Source organism: Pseudomonas sp. UYEF17 (assembly GCF_040546125.1).
GTDB lineage: Bacteria > Pseudomonadota > Gammaproteobacteria > Pseudomonadales > Pseudomonadaceae > Aquipseudomonas > Aquipseudomonas putida_Z.
The window spans coordinates 192,862-208,835 of sequence record NZ_JBEPNE010000006.1; the positions used below are offsets into that span (position 1 = coordinate 192,862).

Genomic DNA, 15,974 nt, shown 5'->3' on the forward strand with positions numbered 1-15,974 from the left:
AACCCCATGCCTTCGTTCACCATCATCAAGCACGCCGATATCAAGGCACTGCCACTGAACCCTGCCGGTCAGCGTGCCGGCGCCGACAAGGGGGACCCGCAGATCGCCATCAGCAAGCAGGCCCCGGAAGCGGTCGGCAACCTTGGTGTGTGGGAGTGCCAGCCGGGTGGCTGGCCGGTGGTCGACCGCCCTGACACCGAGTTCACCTACATCATCTCCGGCAAGGCGCTGCTCACCGACGACAGCACCCGGGAGGTGGTGGAAGTGACCGGCGGCGACCTGATCATCCTGCCGCCAGGCTGGACCGGCCGCTGGGACGTGCTGGAAACCGTGCGCAAGGTCTATGCCATCTACTGACGCAACACTGGCCCTTTGTACCTTGCTCGGCATTTGAAAGCTGGCGCGATCCCTGTGGGAGCGGGCTTGCCCGCGAACACGGGCGAAGCCCGTGCCATCCACCGCGGTGCCTGATTCGCGGGCACGCCCGCTCCCACAGGGGCAGGCGCTCTACCAATGAATTACGGGAAAAATACAATGACCCAAACCATCATGAACTGGATCTCCGGCGCTCAGGCCGAGACCACCAGCGGCCAGCAACTGCCGGTCTACAACCCGGCCACCGGCGTGGTCACCGGCCAGGTGCAGCTGTCTGCGCAAAAGGACGTGGACGCCGCTGTCGCGTCGGCCAAGGCCGCTTTCCCGGCCTGGAGCAACCTCTCGCCACTGCGCCGTTCGCGGGTGCTGAACAAGTTCCTGGCGTTGCTCAACGAGCACCGCGACGACCTGGCCCGCATGATTACCGCCGAGCACGGCAAGGTGTTCACCGATGCCCAGGGCGAGGTGATGCGCGGCATCGAGATCGTCGAGTTCGCCTGCGGCGCACCGCAGCTGCTGAAAACCGACTTCACCGACCAGGTCAGCACCAACATCGACAACTGGACCCTGCGCCAGCCGCTGGGCGTGGTCACCGGCATCACCCCGTTCAACTTCCCGGTGATGGTGCCGATGTGGATGTTCCCGGTCGCCCTGGCCACCGGCAACACCTTCGTGCTCAAGCCCAGCCCGCTGGACCCGAGCCCGAGCCTGTTCATCGCCGAGCTGCTGAAGCAGGCCGGCCTGCCGGACGGCGTGTTCAACGTGGTGCAGGGCGACAAGGACGCGGTCAACGCGCTGATCGAGCACCCGGATGTGCAGGCGGTGTCGTTCGTCGGCTCCACGCCGATCGCCAACCACATCTACGAAACCGGTGCCCGCCACGGCAAGCGCGTGCAGGCGCTGGGCGGGGCTAAGAACCACCTGGTGGTGATGCCCGACGCCGACATCGATCAGGTGGTCGATGCGCTGATCGGTGCCGCCTATGGCTCGGCTGGCGAGCGTTGCATGGCGATCAGCGTGGCGGTGTTTGTCGGTGACGATACTGCCGAGAAGGTCATGCCCAAGCTGATCGAGCGTACCCGCGAGCTGAAAGTGCTGAACGGTACCAACCTCGAAGCCGAGATGGGCCCGATCATCACCCGCGCGGCGCTGGAGCGCATTACCGGCTACATCGAGCAAGGCGTGAAGGAGGGCGCGAAGCTGCTGGTCGATGGCCGCAACTTCAACGGCCAGGCGGCTGGCAAAGGTTGTGGTGACGGTTTCTGGCTGGGCGGCACGCTGTTCGACAACGTCACCCCGGACATGCGCATCTACAAGGAAGAGATCTTCGGCCCGGTACTGGCCTGCCTGCGGGTGAAGGACTTTGCCGAAGCGGTCGACCTGATCAACGCCCACGAGTTTGGCAATGGCGTGAGCCTGTACACCCGCGACGGCCACATCGCCCGCGAGTTCGGCCGCCGTATCCAGGTGGGCATGGTCGGTATCAACGTGCCGATCCCGGTGCCGATGGCCTGGCATGGCTTTGGTGGCTGGAAGAAGAGCCTGTTCGGCGACATGCATGCCTACGGTGAGGAAGGGGTGCGCTTCTACACCAAGCAGAAGAGCATCATGCAGCGCTGGCCGCAAGCCATCGCCAAAGGTGCGGAGTTCGCGATGCCGACCAGCCACTGAGGCCTTCGGCTAGCTGACAGCAAACGGCCCCGCCCACGCAGCGGGGCTGTTTGCATTTCAGGGGGTACTAGTGATCAGTACTCCCAGAAGATCCGCTGCAGCTCCTTGCTGTCCTGGGTCTTGGTCATCGCCACCATCGCCAGGATCCGCGCCTTTTGCGGGTTCAGGTCATGGGCCACGACCCAGTCGTTCTTGTCATCCGGCTGTTCGGCGTTGCGCAGCACGAAACCACCTTGGTTGACGTGCGACGAGCGAATGATCTGCACGCCGTTCTTGCGCAGTTCCTGCAGCGCCGGCACTACCCGCGACGACACCGAACCGTTGCCGGTACCGGCATGGATCAGTGCCTTGGCACCATTCTGCGCCAACGCCTTGTAGGCGGTGTCGGTGACGTTGCCATAGCCATAGGCGATGTCCACCTGCGGCAGGCTGCTGATCTGCTTGATGTCGAACTCGGAGTTGACCGTGTGGCGCTTGGCCGGCAGGCGGAACCAGTAGGACTTGCCTTCCACCACCATGCCCATCGGGCCCCAGGCGCTCTTGAAGGCTTCGGTCTTGATGTTGAGCGCCTTGCTCACATCGCGGCCGGACTGGATCTCGTCATTCATGGTCACCAGCACGCCCTTGCCGCGCGACTGCTTGTCGCTGGCCACGGCCACGGCGTTGTACAGGTTGAGCATGCCGTCGGCGGACATGGCGGTGCCCGGGCGCATCGAACCGACGACCACGATCGGCTTGTCGGTCTTTTCCACCAGGTTGAGGAAGTAGGCGGTTTCTTCCAGGGTGTCGGTGCCGTGGGTGATGACGATACCGTCCACGTCCTTGCTTTCGGCAAGTTCGGCAACGCGTTTGCCCAACTTGAGCAGGTCGTCGTTGGAGATGCTCTCAGAGGCGATCTGCATGACCTGCTCGCCGCGTACGTTGGCCACGTTGGCCAGTTCCGGTACGCCGGCGATCAGCTTGTCGACGCCCACCTTGGCGGCCTGGTAGGTGGCGCTGTTGGCGGCGCTGGCGCCAGCACCGGCAATGGTGCCGCCGGTGGCGAGAATGACCACGTTGGCCAGCTTCTGCTGGGTTTCGGCTTCTTTGGCCGAAACGGTGGTTGGCAGCACCAGCAGCAGGGCGAGTGCGCTGGGGGCGAAGGTTTTCAGTGCGGCATTCATCGTTATTGTTCTCTCTCTTCCTAATGAGATGGTTGTTTTGTCGCACAGGGTGCAAGGCAGGTTTCGTACCAGTTGTGCGCACGGGCCTTGTGGGAGCGGCCTTGTGTCGCGAAAGGGGCGCGCAGCGGCCCCGGATCCCGGCGCAACAACACACATTGCCGGGGCCGCCTTGCGGCCCTTTCGCGACACAAGGCCGCTCCCACATGCGGGGGTGTGTCATTCGAGATTCCGAACAAACGTAGGAAAAGACGTTCGGCTTTTCGGAAAAAATCCGGATAAACTGCCCCAGGCTCGACTTGACCTCCCACAGCCAAACGGATTTGACAAACCCCGGTCCTGTTTCCATAGTTAGGCAACGCAAACGTTTGCGATCCGACAAAAAACACAAGATCCGGAGTCATCGTCCATGAAACTGCCGTTCCCCGGTCGTCTGCTGGCCCTCGCGGTCATTTCCTCGCTGTCCCTGGCCCTGCCGTTTTCGGCCGCCCACGCCGAAGACAAGCCCAAGGTCGCCCTGGTCATGAAGTCGCTGGCCAACGAGTTCTTCCGCACCATGGAAGACGGCGCCAAGGACTACCAGAAAGCCCACGCCGATGAATTCGAGCTGATCGCCAACGGCATCAAGAACGAGACCGACACCGGCGAGCAGATCCGCATCGTCGAGCAGATGGTCAACGCTGGCGCCAAGGCCCTGGTCATTGCCCCGGCCGACTCCAAGGCGCTGGTGTCGGCGGTGAAGAAGGCCATGGACCAGGGCGTGGTGGTGATCAACATCGACAACCGCCTGGACCCTGAACTGCTCAAGAGCAAAGGCATCAGCGTACCCTTCGTAGGCCCCGACAACCGCAAGGGCGCGCGCCTGGTCGGCGACTTCCTGGCCAACCAGAAGCTCAAGGCCGGCGACCAGGTCGGCATCATCGAAGGCGTGCCGACCACCACCAACGCCCAGCAGCGTACCGCTGGCTTCAAGGACGCCATGGACGCCGCGCAGATCAAGATCGTCTTGGTGCAGAGCGGCAATTGGGAAATCGACAAAGGCAACGCCGTCGCCGCCTCCATGCTCAACGAATACCCCGACCTGAAAGCCCTGCTGGCCGGTAACGACAGCATGGCCCTGGGCGCCGTGTCGGCCGTGCGTGCTGCTGGCAAAGCCGGCCAGGTGCAAGTGGTGGGTTACGACAACATCAACGCCATCAAGCCGATGCTCGCCGATGGCCGTGTGCTCGCCACACTCGACCAGGCGGCCAGCCAGCAGGCGGTGTACGGCATCCAGGCGGCGCTGAAAATGGTCAAGGGCGAGAAGCCTGACGTGGATGCCGACAACGTCATCCAGACCCCGGTCCAACTCATCACCAAGCCCTGATCGCTGGCAGGAGAAACGGCCATGCCTGCATCGGCCAATGAAGTGGTGCTCGCCGCCAGCGGCCTGGGCAAGACCTACGCCCAGCCCGTGCTCGGCGAGGTCAGCCTGAACCTGCGGGCCGGCGAAGTGCTGGCGCTGACCGGTGAGAACGGCGCCGGCAAGAGCTCCCTGTCCAAGCTCATCAGTGGCCTGGAAACCCCCACCACCGGGCACATGCACTACCGCGGCCAGGCCTACGCGCCTGGCAGCCGCAGCGAGGCCGAGCGCCTCGGCGTGCGCATGGTCATGCAGGAGCTGAACCTGCTGCCCACGCTGACCGTGGCGGAAAACCTGTTCCTCGACAACCTGCCCGGCCGCTTTGGCTGGATCAGCCAAAAGCGCCTGCGCCAACTGGCCACGGCCGCCATGGCCCAGGTCGGCCTCGACGCCATCGACCCGGACACCCCGGTCGGCGAGCTGGGCATCGGCCACCAGCAGATGGTCGAGATCGCCCGCAACCTGATCGGCGATTGCCATGTGCTGATCTTCGATGAACCCACCGCCATGCTCACCGCGCGCGAGGTGGAGCTGCTGTTCACCCAGATCGAGCGCCTGCGCCAACGTGGCGTGGCCATCGTCTACATATCCCATCGCCTGGAAGAACTGCAGCGCGTGGCCCAGCGCATCGTCGTGCTGCGCGACGGCAAACTGGTGTGCGACGAGCCGATACAGCGCTACAGCAGCGCCGAACTGGTCAACCTGATGGTCGGCCGCGAGCTGGGCGAGCATATCGACCTGGGCCGCCGGCAGATCGGCGCGCCGCTGCTCAAGGTCGACAAGCTCAGCCGTGCCGACAAGGTGCGTGAAGTGTCATTCGAGGTCAGGGCAGGGGAGATCTTCGGCATCTCCGGCCTGATCGGTGCCGGCCGTACCGAGCTGTTGCGCCTGATCTACGGCGCCGACCGTGCCGACAGCGGCAGCATTGCCCTCGGCCAGCCACCGCAGGTGGTCACCATCGACTCGCCCAAGGCTGCGGTGCAGGCCGGTATCGCGCTGATCACCGAAGACCGCAAAGGCGAGGGCCTGCTGCTGACGCAGTCGATCAGCGCCAATATCGCCCTGGGCAACCTCGGCGCGGTATCACGGGCCGGGGTGCTCGATGGCGAAGCCGAAGCGGCCTTGGCCGAGCGCCAGATCCAGGCCATGCGCATTCGCAGTGCCGGCCCGCAGCAGGTGGTGGGCGAGCTGTCTGGCGGCAACCAGCAGAAGGTGGTGATCGGCCGCTGGCTGGAGCGCGATTGCCAGGTGCTGCTGTTCGACGAGCCCACCCGTGGCATCGACGTCGGCGCCAAGTTCGACATCTATGGCCTGCTGGCCGAGCTGGCGCGCCAGGGCAAGGCCCTGGTGGTGGTGTCCAGCGACCTGCGCGAGCTGATGCTGATCTGCGACCGCATCGCCGTTCTGTCGGCCGGTCGCCTGATCGACACCTTCGAGCGTGACCATTGGAGCCAGGACCAGCTGCTGGCCGCGGCCTTTGCCGGTTATCAGAAACGTGACGCACTGCTGCATGACGCAGCTCCCAGGATGGATGCATGAAAACCACCCCGCTCGACAGCCAAGGCGCCGCACCGGTGCGCCGCAGTGGCACCTATCTTGGCCTGGGTACCTACCTGGGCCTGGCCGGCGCCTTGCTGGCGATGATCGTACTGTTCTCGTTTCTCAGCAGCCACTTCTGGTCGTACAACACCTTCAGTACCCTGGCCAACCAGATCCCCGACCTGATGGTGCTGGCGGTGGGCATGACCTTCGTGCTGATCATCGGCGGCATCGACCTGTCGGTGGGCTCGGTGCTGGCGCTGGCGGCCTCGACGGTCAGCGTGGCGATCCTCGGCTGGGGTTGGGGCGTGCTGCCTTCGGCCCTGCTGGGCATGGCCGTGGCCGCGCTGGCCGGCAGCATCACCGGCGGCGTCACCGTGGCCTGGCGCATTCCGTCGTTCATCGTTTCGCTCGGGGTGCTGGAAATGGCCCGCGGCCTGGCCTACCAGTTCACCGACTCGCGCACCGCCTATATCGGCGATGCCTATGCCTGGTTCTCCAACCCCATTGCATTCGGCATCTCGCCGGCGTTCATCATCGCCTTGCTGGTGATCGTGCTGGCCCAGTTGGTGCTGACCCGCACGGTGTTCGGCCGCTACCTGATCGGCATCGGCACCAACGAAGAGGCCGTGCGCCTGGCCGGTATCGACCCGCGCCCGTACAAGGTGCTGGTGTTCGCCCTGATGGGCTTGCTTGCCGGCCTGGCCGCGCTGTTCCAGATCTCGCGCCTGGAAGCGGCAGACCCCAATGCCGGCTCCGGCCTGGAGCTGCAGGTGATCGCCGCCGTGGTGATTGGCGGCACCAGCCTGATGGGCGGGCGTGGCTCGGTCATCAGCACCTTCTTTGGCGTGCTGATCATTTCGGTGCTGGCTGCAGGGCTGGCGCAGATCGGTGCCAGCGAACCGACCAAACGCATCATCACCGGGGCGGTGATCGTCATCGCCGTGGTGCTCGACACTTACCGTAGCCGGCGTGCAGGCCGGCGGAACTGAAAACATGGCAACCATCAAAGACGTCGCGGCACTGGCGGGCATTTCCTACACCACCGTGTCCCATGTGCTGAACAAGACCCGGCCGGTCAGCGAGCAGGTGCGGCTGAAAGTCGAAGCCGCCATCGCCGAGCTCGACTACGTGCCCAGCGCCGTGGCCCGCTCGCTGAAGGCGCGCAGCACGGCCACCATCGGCTTGCTGGTGCCCAACAGCGTCAACCCGTACTTCGCCGAACTGGCGCGGGGCATCGAAGACGCCTGCGAACGCAACGGCTATTGCGTGATCCTGTGCAACTCCGACGACAACCCGCAGAAGCAGCGCAGCTACCTGCGTGTACTGCTGGAAAAGCGCATCGACGGCCTGGTGGTGGCTTCGGTAGGCCAGGACAGCGACCTGCTGCAAAGCCTGACTGGCGTGCGCACGCCCATGGTGATCGTCGACCGCGAACTGGATGGCGTCGATGCCGACCTGGTGCGCATCGACCACGAGCAAGGCGCCTATCTGGCCACCCGTCACCTGCTGGAGCTTGGCCACCGCGACATCGCCTACATCGGCGGCCCTGCCGAGACCGGGGTCACCCAGCTGCGCCTGAGCGGCTTCCGTCGCGCCATGGCCGAGGCCGGCGCAGCGGTGCAGGGCGACCGCGTGCTGCACTGCGACTTCACCAGCCCGGGGGGCCATGCGGTGGCAACCCGGTTGCTGGAGGGCAAGCGGCCCACGGCGATCTTCGCCGGCAACGACATGATCGGCTTCGGCGTGCTGCGTGCCGCGGCCGAACGCAATATCAACGTACCCGGCGAGCTGTCGGTGATCGGCTTCGACGACATCGAACTCAGCCGCTATGTGTACCCACCGTTGACCACGGTGGGCCAGTCGATCCGCGAGTTGGGCGAGAGCGCCGCGTCGCTGTTGCTGGCGCGTATCGGCACACCCCGGCAGGGCGCGGCGGAGCAACGCATCGTTGCCCCGCGCATCGTGCTGCGCGAGTCCACCGGGCCGCGCCCGGACCTGTTCAACGATTACCGCTAACGCTAAGGAAATGTCATGAGTGCCAAGGTCGTGGTAGTCGGTAGCCTCAACATGGACCTGGTGGCCCGCGCCCAGCGCCTGCCCCGGCCCGGCGAAACACTCCCCGGCGAAAGCTTTTTCACCGTGCCGGGCGGCAAGGGGGCCAACCAGGCGGTGGCCGTGGCGCGCCTGGGCGGCAGCGTGGCGATGATCGGCAACGTCGGCGACGATGATTATGGCCGGCAACTGCACCGGGCCTTGTATGTGGAAGGCATCGATTGCCAGGGCGTCAGCACCTGCCAGGGCGTGTCCAGCGGTGTGGCGCTGATCACCGTGGATGCCGCCAGCCAGAACTGCATCGTCATCATCCCCGGTGGCAACGGCCTGCTGACGCCGCAGTCAGTGCAGCGGTTCGATGCGCTGCTGCAGGCGGCCGAGGTGATCATCTGCCAGCTGGAAGTACCGGCCGACACCGTGGCCTGGACCCTGGCCAGGGGGCGTGAACTGGGCAAGCGGGTGATCCTGAACCCGGCGCCGGCGACCGGCCCCTTGCCGGCGGGCTGGTTCGCCCACATCGACTACCTGACGCCCAACGAAAGCGAGGCCGAAGCCCTGACCGGCGTGGCGGTGGCTGATCTGGACAGTGCCCGGCGCGCCGGCGAGCGCTTGCTGCAACTGGGCGCGGGCAAAGTGATCATCACCCTGGGCGCGCAAGGGGCCTTGCTGGTCACCCCTCAGGGCCACCAGCACTTCCCCGCGCCGGTGGTGCAGCCGCTGGACACCACGGCAGCCGGCGATACCTTCATCGGCGGCTTTGCCGCTGGCCTGGTGCGCGGCCTGGAGGAGGGCGAAGCCATCACCTTCGGCCAACGCGCCGCGGCCCTGTCGGTTACCCGCGCCGGTGCCCAGCCGTCGATTCCCTACCTGGCGGAGCTTGCGCCATGAAGAAAACCCCACTGCTGAACGTCGCCCTGTCGCGGACCATCGCCGGCATGGGGCATGGTGACATCCTGGTGATCGGCGATGCCGGGCTGCCGGTGCCGCCGGGTGTCGAACTGATCGACCTGGCCGTCACGCCCGGCCTGCCGGATTTCGCCAGCGTGTTGCGGGTTGTGCTGAGCGAATTGCAGGTAGAACGCCACGTGCTGGCCGAAGAGATGCAGAAAGTGGTGCCGCCGGCGCTGGTCGAGATCGAGCGGCTGAAGGGCAAGCTGGGCAAGCGCGAATGGCTGAGCCATGAAGATTTCAAGGAATTGTCACGCAGTGCCCGTGCGGTAGTGCGCACTGGCGAGTGCCAGCCCTACAGCAACATCGCGCTGATTTCCGGCGTGACCTTCTAGCTCGTCGTTTTGGTCAACGCAGAACCCCTGTGGGAGCGGGCATGCCCGCGAACACCGGCAACGCCGGTGCCATCCACCGAGTTGGATTCTTCGCGGGCACGCCCGCTCCCACAGGGGATTGCGGTTTGCCTGAATAATTATGCTCTGGCAACAGGAGTGCCACCCATGCTCAAACCCCTGCTACAAGGAATCGCCCTCATGGCCGCAGCCACCACCCTCCAGGCCGCCCCCATCGACCTGATCATCGACACCGACCCCGGCGCCGACGATGTGGTCGCGCTGTTCCTGGCCATGGCCTCGCCCGACGAGCTCAACATCCGCGCCATCACCACCGTGGCCGGCAACGTGCGCCTGGAAAAAACCTCGCGCAACGCCCGCCTGGCCCGCGAATGGGCCGGCCGCGAAGACATCCCCGTGTACGCCGGCGCCGCTCGCCCGCTGGTGCGCAAGCCGATCTACGCCGCCGACGTGCACGGCGAAGAAGGCCTCACCGGCATCCAGGTCCACGAACCGAAAGCGCCGCTGGCCCAAGGCAATGCCGTGCAATACCTGGTCGACACCCTGGGCGCCGCCAAGCCCCACAGCATCACCATCGCCATGCTCGGCCCACAAACCAACCTGGCCCTGGCGCTGATCCAGCGCCCGGACATCGCCAAAGGCATCAAGCAGGTGGTGGTCATGGGCGGTGCCCATTTCAACGGCGGCAACATCACCCCGGCGGCGGAATTCAACCTCTATGCCGACCCACATGCCGCCGAAGTGGTGCTGGCCAGCGGCGTGCAACTGACCTACCTGCCGCTGGACGTCACCCACAAGCTGCTGACCAGCGACGCCCGCCTCAAGCAACTGGCGGCGGTGAACAACCAGGCCAGCAAACGGGTGGTGGATATCCTCAACGCCTACATCACCCACGACATGGACCTGTACGGCATGCCCGGCGGCCCGGTGCACGACGCCAGTGTCATCGCCTACCTGCTCAAGCCCGAGCTGTTCAGCGGCCGGCGCATCCATATGAGCATCGACAGCCGCGAAGGCCCCAGCTTCGGCCAGACCCTTGCCGACTGGTACGGCGTGCTCAAGCAGCCCGCCAACGTGATGTGGGTGGAGGAGGGCAATGCCCAGGGCCTGTTCGACCTGCTCAGCGCCCGTTTGGCGCGATTGGAATAGCCGTGTGCGGTGCGTAGCGCTCGAACACCTGGTCGAAGAAGCTGCGTGCCGCCTCGGCGCCGCGATCGCGCACCAGCAGGTCGATGGCAATCAGCAGCAACTCCTCCGGCGTGCCAGGGCTGTACGCGCTCTGGCCTTCGGCCCATTTGACCTTGATATCGGCTTCGATGCTGTGGCTGCTCATGAAAGGCTCTCGCTTGGGGCCCGGGACGAAGGGGCGAACACCTGACCCTGGTGTTCGATGGAGGCGGGGTGCGCTCCACTTCTTGCACTAAATCATGACTTTGCGTCAGTGACCTTGCGGCTTAAGCATATGGCAAATGCAGCAGGTTGTGCAAAATCCGGTCACGATTGCGTTTTCGCCTCGGCTGCCGAGTTCAGGCAGACTTGACCGGTTTTGCAACAAAAGATGAGCGGAGCTGTCGGATCAGACAGTTCCCGGACCGATTTAGGAGGCTTCATGTTCCGTACCCGTGCTTACCTGGCAACCCTGGCGGTGGCTGCTGTCCTGGCTGGTTGCAGCACTGGTGGCAATTCTGCTGGTGGCGCTGCGCCAGCCACACCGGCAGGCAACGATGGCCGCTGCGAAGCCAGCGGCGCCGATTTCGCCATTGGCAAGCCCGCCAGCGCCGAGCTGCTGGAGCAGGCGCGCAAGGCCAGTGGCTCGCAGATGGCCCGCATTCTCAAGCCGCACGACGTGGTTACCCTCGAGTACCGCTCCGAGCGCTTGAACCTGAACGTGGACGAGCAGGGCAAGGTAGTTCGCGTCAACTGCGGCTGATACGCGGTCCTTGTGGGAGCGGCCTTGTGTCGCGAAAGGGCCGCAAAGCGGCCCCGGCCATTGATGCTGCGAAGCTGAAACCCTGGGGTCGCTACGCGCCCCGTCGCGACACAAGGCCGCTCCTACAAGAAAGCGAGGGTGCGGCCCTGGCAAGCTTTGACGCGGTCCCTGTAGGAGCGGCCTTGTGTCGCGATAGGGGCGCAAAGCGGCCCCGGCCATTGATGCTGCGAAGCTGAAACCCTGGGGCCGCTACGCGCCCCGTCGCGACACAAGGCCGCTCCTACAAAAAAACGAGCGCGTGCAGCCTGGCAAACGGCCATAAAAAAACCCGCCACAAGGGCGGGTTTTTTTACAGCTATCCGAATTACTCCGGACGAACCTGTGCAGCCTGCATGCCCTTCTGGCCGCGCTCGGCGACGAAGGAAACAGTCTGGCCTTCTTTCAGGCTCTTGAAGCCGTCAGATTCGATGGCCTTGAAGTGAACGAACAGGTCGTCGCCGCCGCCTGCTGGGGTGATGAAGCCGTAGCCTTTCTCATCATTGAACCATTTGACGGTGCCTTGTTGGCGATTGGACATGGGTGAATCTCCAGAACATTTAGTTTTTTCAGTGGTGCAATGCGGCCGAGGCTACGGAGCACGGAACACATCATAGTCTAATTCTGCGCATCTAGCGCCTTTTACCTTCGCAGGATATTGATCCAGCTCAAAGAATGGCTGGTCTGCTCTGGCTTTAAGGTTTCAGCTCTTCGGTGCGCAGGCCTGTTTCACGACCGTCTGGGCCTTCTGCATCAGCTTGGCGTCCACGCCATCGTTGCTGTCGAGGTCGGCAATCTCCGCGTCGGTGAAATTCTTTTTGATGGTTTGCGCGCCACAGTCGCAGTGTTTTTTCGCGGTCGCAGCGTCAACGCCTTGGCCTTGAGCCACTTGCGTGCACTGGCTCATGTAGGCGGCTTCCTTCCCGGCCGGGAAGTTGCCGGCGTTCGCAGCCATGGGCAGCAGCAGGGCCCCAGCAGCCGCCAGGGCCAGAAGAGACGGAACTCGCATAACCAGTTACTCCTTGGGTTAAGGTCTCATCAAGAGTAGGTTGCTTCCCAAGGTCTGATAGGAATTTTTCCGCGTTAGTTCACCGCTGCGGCGTAATTTCCAAATATTTCTGCCTGGCATGCAACCCGCGTGCTAGCATGCCCGGCTTGCAGCTGACAACTTGCAGCCTGCAGCTATCTTTTTTCTTTCCAGTCACTCTGGTTCGTCCCTGGCAAGCCGAAAGGCTTCTGCCACTGTGAGGCAGGCTTCCCGTTGCGGGAAGGCAGGTCGGATCTTGTACTGGCTCATCCCAACCCACGTGACCTTTGGTAGGGGTCACCACTAGGAGAGGAGGCGCCATGCCCGTTATTACTCTTCCCGATGGCAGTCAACGTTCGTTCGATCATGCCGTATCCGTAGCCGAAGTCGCCGCTTCCATCGGCGCCGGCCTGGCCAAGGCCACCGTGGCCGGCAAGGTCGACGGCAAACTGGTCGATGCCTGCGACCTGATCAGCAACGACGCCACCCTGCAGATCATCACCCCTAAAGATGAAGAGGGACTGGAGATCATCCGTCACTCGTGCGCCCACCTGGTCGGCCACGCGGTGAAGCAGCTGTACCCGACCGCCAAGATGGTGATCGGCCCGGTCATCGACGAAGGCTTCTACTACGACATCGCCTACGAGCGCCCCTTCACCCCTGAAGACATGGCCGCCATCGAAAAGCGAATGATGGAGCTGATCGACAAGGACTACGACGTCATCAAGAAGGTGACCCCGCGTGCTGAAGTCATCGACGTGTTCAAGGCCCGTGGCGAAGACTACAAGCTGCGCCTGGTCGAGGACATGCCGGACGAGCAGGCCATGGGCCTGTACTACCACGAAGAATACGTCGACATGTGCCGCGGCCCGCACGTGCCGAACACCCGCTTCCTCAAGGCATTCAAGCTGACCAAGCTGTCCGGCGCCTACTGGCGCGGTGATGCCAAGAACGAACAGCTGCAACGCGTGTACGGCACCGCCTGGGCCGACAAGAAGCAGCTGGCTGCGTACATCCAGCGCATCGAAGAAGCCGAAAAACGCGACCACCGCAAGATCGGCAAGCAGCTCGACCTGTTCCACCTGCAGGAAGAAGCCCCGGGCATGGTGTTCTGGCACGCCAACGGCTGGACCGTGTACCAGGTACTCGAGCAGTACATGCGCCAGGTCCAGCGCGTCAACGGCTACCAGGAAATCAAGACCCCGCAGGTTGTCGACCGCATTCTCTGGGAGCGTTCCGGCCACTGGTCCAACTACGCCGAGAACATGTTCACCACTTCGTCGGAAAGCCGTGACTACGCGGTCAAGCCGATGAACTGCCCGTGCCACGTGCAGGTGTTCAACCAGGGCCTGAAGAGCTACCGCGACCTGCCGCTGCGCCTGGCCGAGTTCGGTGCCTGCCACCGTAACGAGCCGTCCGGCGCCCTGCACGGCATCATGCGCGTGCGTGGCTTCGTGCAGGACGACGCGCACATCTTCTGCACCGAAGAACAGGTGAAGAAAGAAGCCGCCGACTTCATCAAGCTGACCCTGGACGTGTACAAGGACTTCGGCTTCACCGACATCGCCATGAAGCTGTCGACCCGCCCGGCCAAGCGCGTGGGTTCCGAAGAGCTGTGGGACCGTGCCGAAGGTGCACTGGCCGACGCCTTGAACGAATCGGGCCTGGAGTGGGAATACCAGCCGGGCGAGGGCGCCTTCTACGGCCCGAAAATCGAGTTCACCCTGCGCGACTGCCTCGGCCGTAACTGGCAGTGCGGTACCCTGCAGTACGACCCGAACCTGCCGGAACGCCTGGATGCCAGCTATATCGCCGAAGATAACAGCCGAGTTCGCCCGGTCATGCTGCACCGCGCCATCCTCGGTTCGTTCGAGCGCTTCATCGGCATGCTGATCGAGCACTACGCTGGCGTGTTCCCGGCCTGGCTGGCCCCAACCCAGGCCGTGATCATGAACATTACCGACAAGCAGGCCGATTTCGCCCTCGAGGTGGAAAATACCCTGAACGGTAGCGGTTTCCGTGCCAAGTCGGACTTGAGAAATGAGAAGATCGGCTTTAAAATCCGCGAGCATACTTTGCTCAAGGTCCCGTACCTTTTGGTTATAGGGGATCGCGAAGTCGAAACGCAGACCGTCGCCGTACGCACCCGTGAAGGCAAAGACCTCGGCTCCATGCCGGTGGCTGAATTCACGCAGCTGCTCAACAGCGCTGTTGCCCAGCGCGGTCGCCTAGAATCGGAGTAATGACTATTAAGCGTGAAATGAGAAACGATAAACGAACTGCACCGAAAGCCCCGATCAACGAGAATATCTCGGCACGCGAGGTTCGGTTAATTGGCGCTGACGGCGAGCAGATTGGCATCGTCTCGATTGATGAAGCGCTTCGTATCGCTGATGAAGCGAAGCTGGATCTGGTGGAAATCTCCGCCGACGCGCAACCGCCCGTCTGCAAGGTGATGGACTACGGCAAGCACCTCTTCGAGAAGAAGAAGCAGGCCAACGAAGCCAAGAAAAACCAGAAGCAGATCCAGATCAAAGAAATCAAGTTTCGTCCAGGGACGGAAGAAGGGGATTACCAGGTAAAACTACGCAACCTGGTACGTTTCCTTACCGATGGGGACAAGGCCAAGATCTCTCTGAGATTCCGCGGCCGTGAGATGGCCCACCAGGAGCTGGGCATGGAGCTGTTGAAGCGGGTCGAAGCCGACCTCGCCGAATACGGCTCCGTTGAGCAGCATCCGAAGATGGAAGGACGCCAGCTTATGATGGTCATCGCCCCCAAAAAGAAGAAGTAATCTCCCGGGCACGGCAGGCCTGATGATTATTGTGTAATTTTATCGAATGCGGAGTTCCAACATGCCAAAAATGAAAACCAAGAGCGGTGCTGCGAAGCGCTTCCTGAAGACCGCTTCCGGCTTCAAGCACAAGCACGCTTTCAAGAGCCACATCCTGACCAAAATGTCGACCAAGCGTAAGCGTCAACTGCGCGGTGCCAGCCTGCTGCACCCGTCTGACGTGGCAAAAGTCGAGCGCATGCTGCGCGTACGTTAATTCTGGTTTAGATAGAGGAAGTTACTCATGGCTCGTGTTAAGCGTGGCGTCATCGCTCGTAAGCGTCACAAGAAAATTCTGAAACTGGCTAAAGGCTACTACGGTGCACGCTCGCGCGTATTCCGCGTTGCCAAGCAGGCTGTCATCAAGGCAGGTCAATATGCCTACCGTGACCGTCGTCAGAAGAAGCGTCAGTTCCGCGCACTGTGGATCGCTCGTATCAACGCCGGTGCCCGCACCAACGGTCTGTCCTACAGCCGTCTGATTGCTGGCCTGAAAAAGGCTTCGATCGAAATCGACCGTAAGGTTCTGGCCGATCTGGCAGTGAACGAAAAAGCGGCGTTTGCTGCGATTGTCGAGAAAGCTAAAGCCGTTCTGGCTTAAGTACCCGCGACAATCACCCGGCGGCGCTAGCGCCGTCGGGCATT

General features: G+C 63.2%; 18 protein-coding genes. 14 read left to right on the plus strand and 4 right to left on the minus strand.

What is annotated here, in order from left to right:
• The first annotated feature begins 6 nt into the window (after positions 1 to 6).
• A complete protein-coding gene (locus tag ABIB24_RS12555; protein ID WP_025338531.1) occupies positions 7 to 357 on the plus strand; it encodes a cupin domain-containing protein in 351 nt (116 codons plus the stop codon).
• 177 nt (positions 358 to 534) lie between these two features.
• Entirely contained in the window at positions 535 to 2,046 is a 1,512-nt protein-coding gene (locus ABIB24_RS12560; RefSeq protein WP_354316529.1) for a CoA-acylating methylmalonate-semialdehyde dehydrogenase, read from the plus strand.
• A gap of 74 nt (positions 2,047 to 2,120) precedes the next feature.
• On the opposite strand, the gene ABIB24_RS12565 is transcribed toward ABIB24_RS12560, so the two are convergent.
• A complete protein-coding gene (locus ABIB24_RS12565; protein WP_075044731.1) occupies positions 2,121 to 3,209 on the minus strand; it encodes an asparaginase in 1,089 nt (362 codons plus the stop codon).
• Between the two features lie 406 nt (positions 3,210 to 3,615).
• Here ABIB24_RS12565 and ABIB24_RS12570 point away from each other — a divergent pair, with 406 nt between their 5' ends.
• The 7 genes from ABIB24_RS12570 (at position 3,616) to ABIB24_RS12600 (ending at position 10,652) form a co-directional block, all read left to right on the plus strand.
• Positions 3,616 to 4,572 (plus strand): sugar ABC transporter substrate-binding protein, encoded by a 957-nt coding sequence (locus ABIB24_RS12570; protein ID WP_354316530.1) that lies wholly within the window; start codon positions 3,616 to 3,618, stop codon positions 4,570 to 4,572.
• Between the two features lie 21 nt (positions 4,573 to 4,593).
• Positions 4,594 to 6,147 carry a sugar ABC transporter ATP-binding protein gene (locus tag ABIB24_RS12575; RefSeq protein WP_354316531.1) on the plus strand — a complete coding sequence of 518 codons (1,554 nt, stop codon included), beginning with the start codon at positions 4,594 to 4,596 and terminating at the stop codon, positions 6,145 to 6,147.
• Positions 6,144 to 7,139, plus strand: a complete 996-nt coding sequence (locus ABIB24_RS12580) for an ABC transporter permease (RefSeq protein ID WP_015269786.1) — start codon at positions 6,144 to 6,146, stop codon at positions 7,137 to 7,139. The genes ABIB24_RS12575 and ABIB24_RS12580 overlap by 4 nt, the downstream gene beginning before the upstream one ends.
• A gap of 4 nt (positions 7,140 to 7,143) precedes the next feature.
• A complete protein-coding gene (locus tag ABIB24_RS12585; protein WP_354316532.1) occupies positions 7,144 to 8,166 on the plus strand; it encodes a LacI family DNA-binding transcriptional regulator in 1,023 nt (340 codons plus the stop codon).
• Between the two features lie 15 nt (positions 8,167 to 8,181).
• Positions 8,182 to 9,090 carry a ribokinase gene (gene rbsK / locus ABIB24_RS12590; RefSeq protein ID WP_354316534.1) on the plus strand — a complete coding sequence of 303 codons (909 nt, stop codon included), beginning with the start codon at positions 8,182 to 8,184 and terminating at the stop codon, positions 9,088 to 9,090.
• Positions 9,087 to 9,485 (plus strand): D-ribose pyranase, encoded by a 399-nt coding sequence (rbsD, locus tag ABIB24_RS12595; protein WP_061550488.1) that lies wholly within the window; start codon positions 9,087 to 9,089, stop codon positions 9,483 to 9,485. The genes rbsK and rbsD overlap by 4 nt, the downstream gene beginning before the upstream one ends.
• Positions 9,486 to 9,650: 165 nt before the next feature.
• The gene (locus tag ABIB24_RS12600) at positions 9,651 to 10,652 is read left to right on the plus strand and encodes a nucleoside hydrolase (protein WP_289515301.1); all 1,002 of its coding nucleotides are present in this window, start codon (positions 9,651 to 9,653) and stop codon (positions 10,650 to 10,652) included.
• On the opposite strand, the gene ABIB24_RS12605 is transcribed toward ABIB24_RS12600, so the two are convergent.
• Positions 10,624 to 10,836 (minus strand): hypothetical protein, encoded by a 213-nt coding sequence (locus ABIB24_RS12605; protein WP_003260960.1) that lies wholly within the window; start codon positions 10,834 to 10,836, stop codon positions 10,624 to 10,626. The two genes, ABIB24_RS12600 and ABIB24_RS12605, sit on opposite strands and share 29 nt — an antisense overlap.
• A 276-nt stretch (positions 10,837 to 11,112) precedes the next feature.
• Between ABIB24_RS12605 and ABIB24_RS12610 the strand changes: the two genes are divergently transcribed.
• Positions 11,113 to 11,433 (plus strand): I78 family peptidase inhibitor, encoded by a 321-nt coding sequence (locus tag ABIB24_RS12610; protein WP_003260961.1) that lies wholly within the window; start codon positions 11,113 to 11,115, stop codon positions 11,431 to 11,433.
• A gap of 364 nt (positions 11,434 to 11,797) precedes the next feature.
• On the opposite strand, the gene ABIB24_RS12615 is transcribed toward ABIB24_RS12610, so the two are convergent.
• The gene (locus tag ABIB24_RS12615) at positions 11,798 to 12,010 is read right to left on the minus strand and encodes a cold-shock protein (protein ID WP_003250656.1); all 213 of its coding nucleotides are present in this window, start codon (positions 12,008 to 12,010) and stop codon (positions 11,798 to 11,800) included.
• Positions 12,011 to 12,172: 162 nt separating this feature from the next.
• Entirely contained in the window at positions 12,173 to 12,478 is a 306-nt protein-coding gene (locus ABIB24_RS12620; RefSeq protein ID WP_025338540.1) for a hypothetical protein, read from the minus strand.
• Between the two features lie 338 nt (positions 12,479 to 12,816).
• Here ABIB24_RS12620 and thrS point away from each other — a divergent pair, with 338 nt between their 5' ends.
• The 4 genes from thrS to rplT all read left to right on the plus strand — a co-directional run bounded on the left by thrS (position 12,817) and on the right by rplT (position 15,930).
• Positions 12,817 to 14,739 (plus strand): threonine--tRNA ligase, encoded by a 1,923-nt coding sequence (thrS, locus tag ABIB24_RS12625; protein WP_013972004.1) that lies wholly within the window; start codon positions 12,817 to 12,819, stop codon positions 14,737 to 14,739.
• Positions 14,739 to 15,290: a translation initiation factor IF-3 gene (gene infC, locus ABIB24_RS12630; protein ID WP_013972005.1), complete on the plus strand. Its 552-nt coding sequence runs from the start codon at positions 14,739 to 14,741 to the stop codon at positions 15,288 to 15,290. Before thrS ends, infC begins: the two co-directional genes overlap by 1 nt.
• 61 nt (positions 15,291 to 15,351) lie before the next feature.
• Positions 15,352 to 15,546, plus strand: a complete 195-nt coding sequence (rpmI, locus tag ABIB24_RS12635) for a 50S ribosomal protein L35 (RefSeq protein ID WP_003250667.1) — start codon at positions 15,352 to 15,354, stop codon at positions 15,544 to 15,546.
• A gap of 27 nt (positions 15,547 to 15,573) precedes the next feature.
• Positions 15,574 to 15,930: a 50S ribosomal protein L20 gene (gene rplT / locus ABIB24_RS12640; protein ID WP_003250671.1), complete on the plus strand. Its 357-nt coding sequence runs from the start codon at positions 15,574 to 15,576 to the stop codon at positions 15,928 to 15,930.
• Positions 15,931 to 15,974 lie beyond the last annotated feature (44 nt).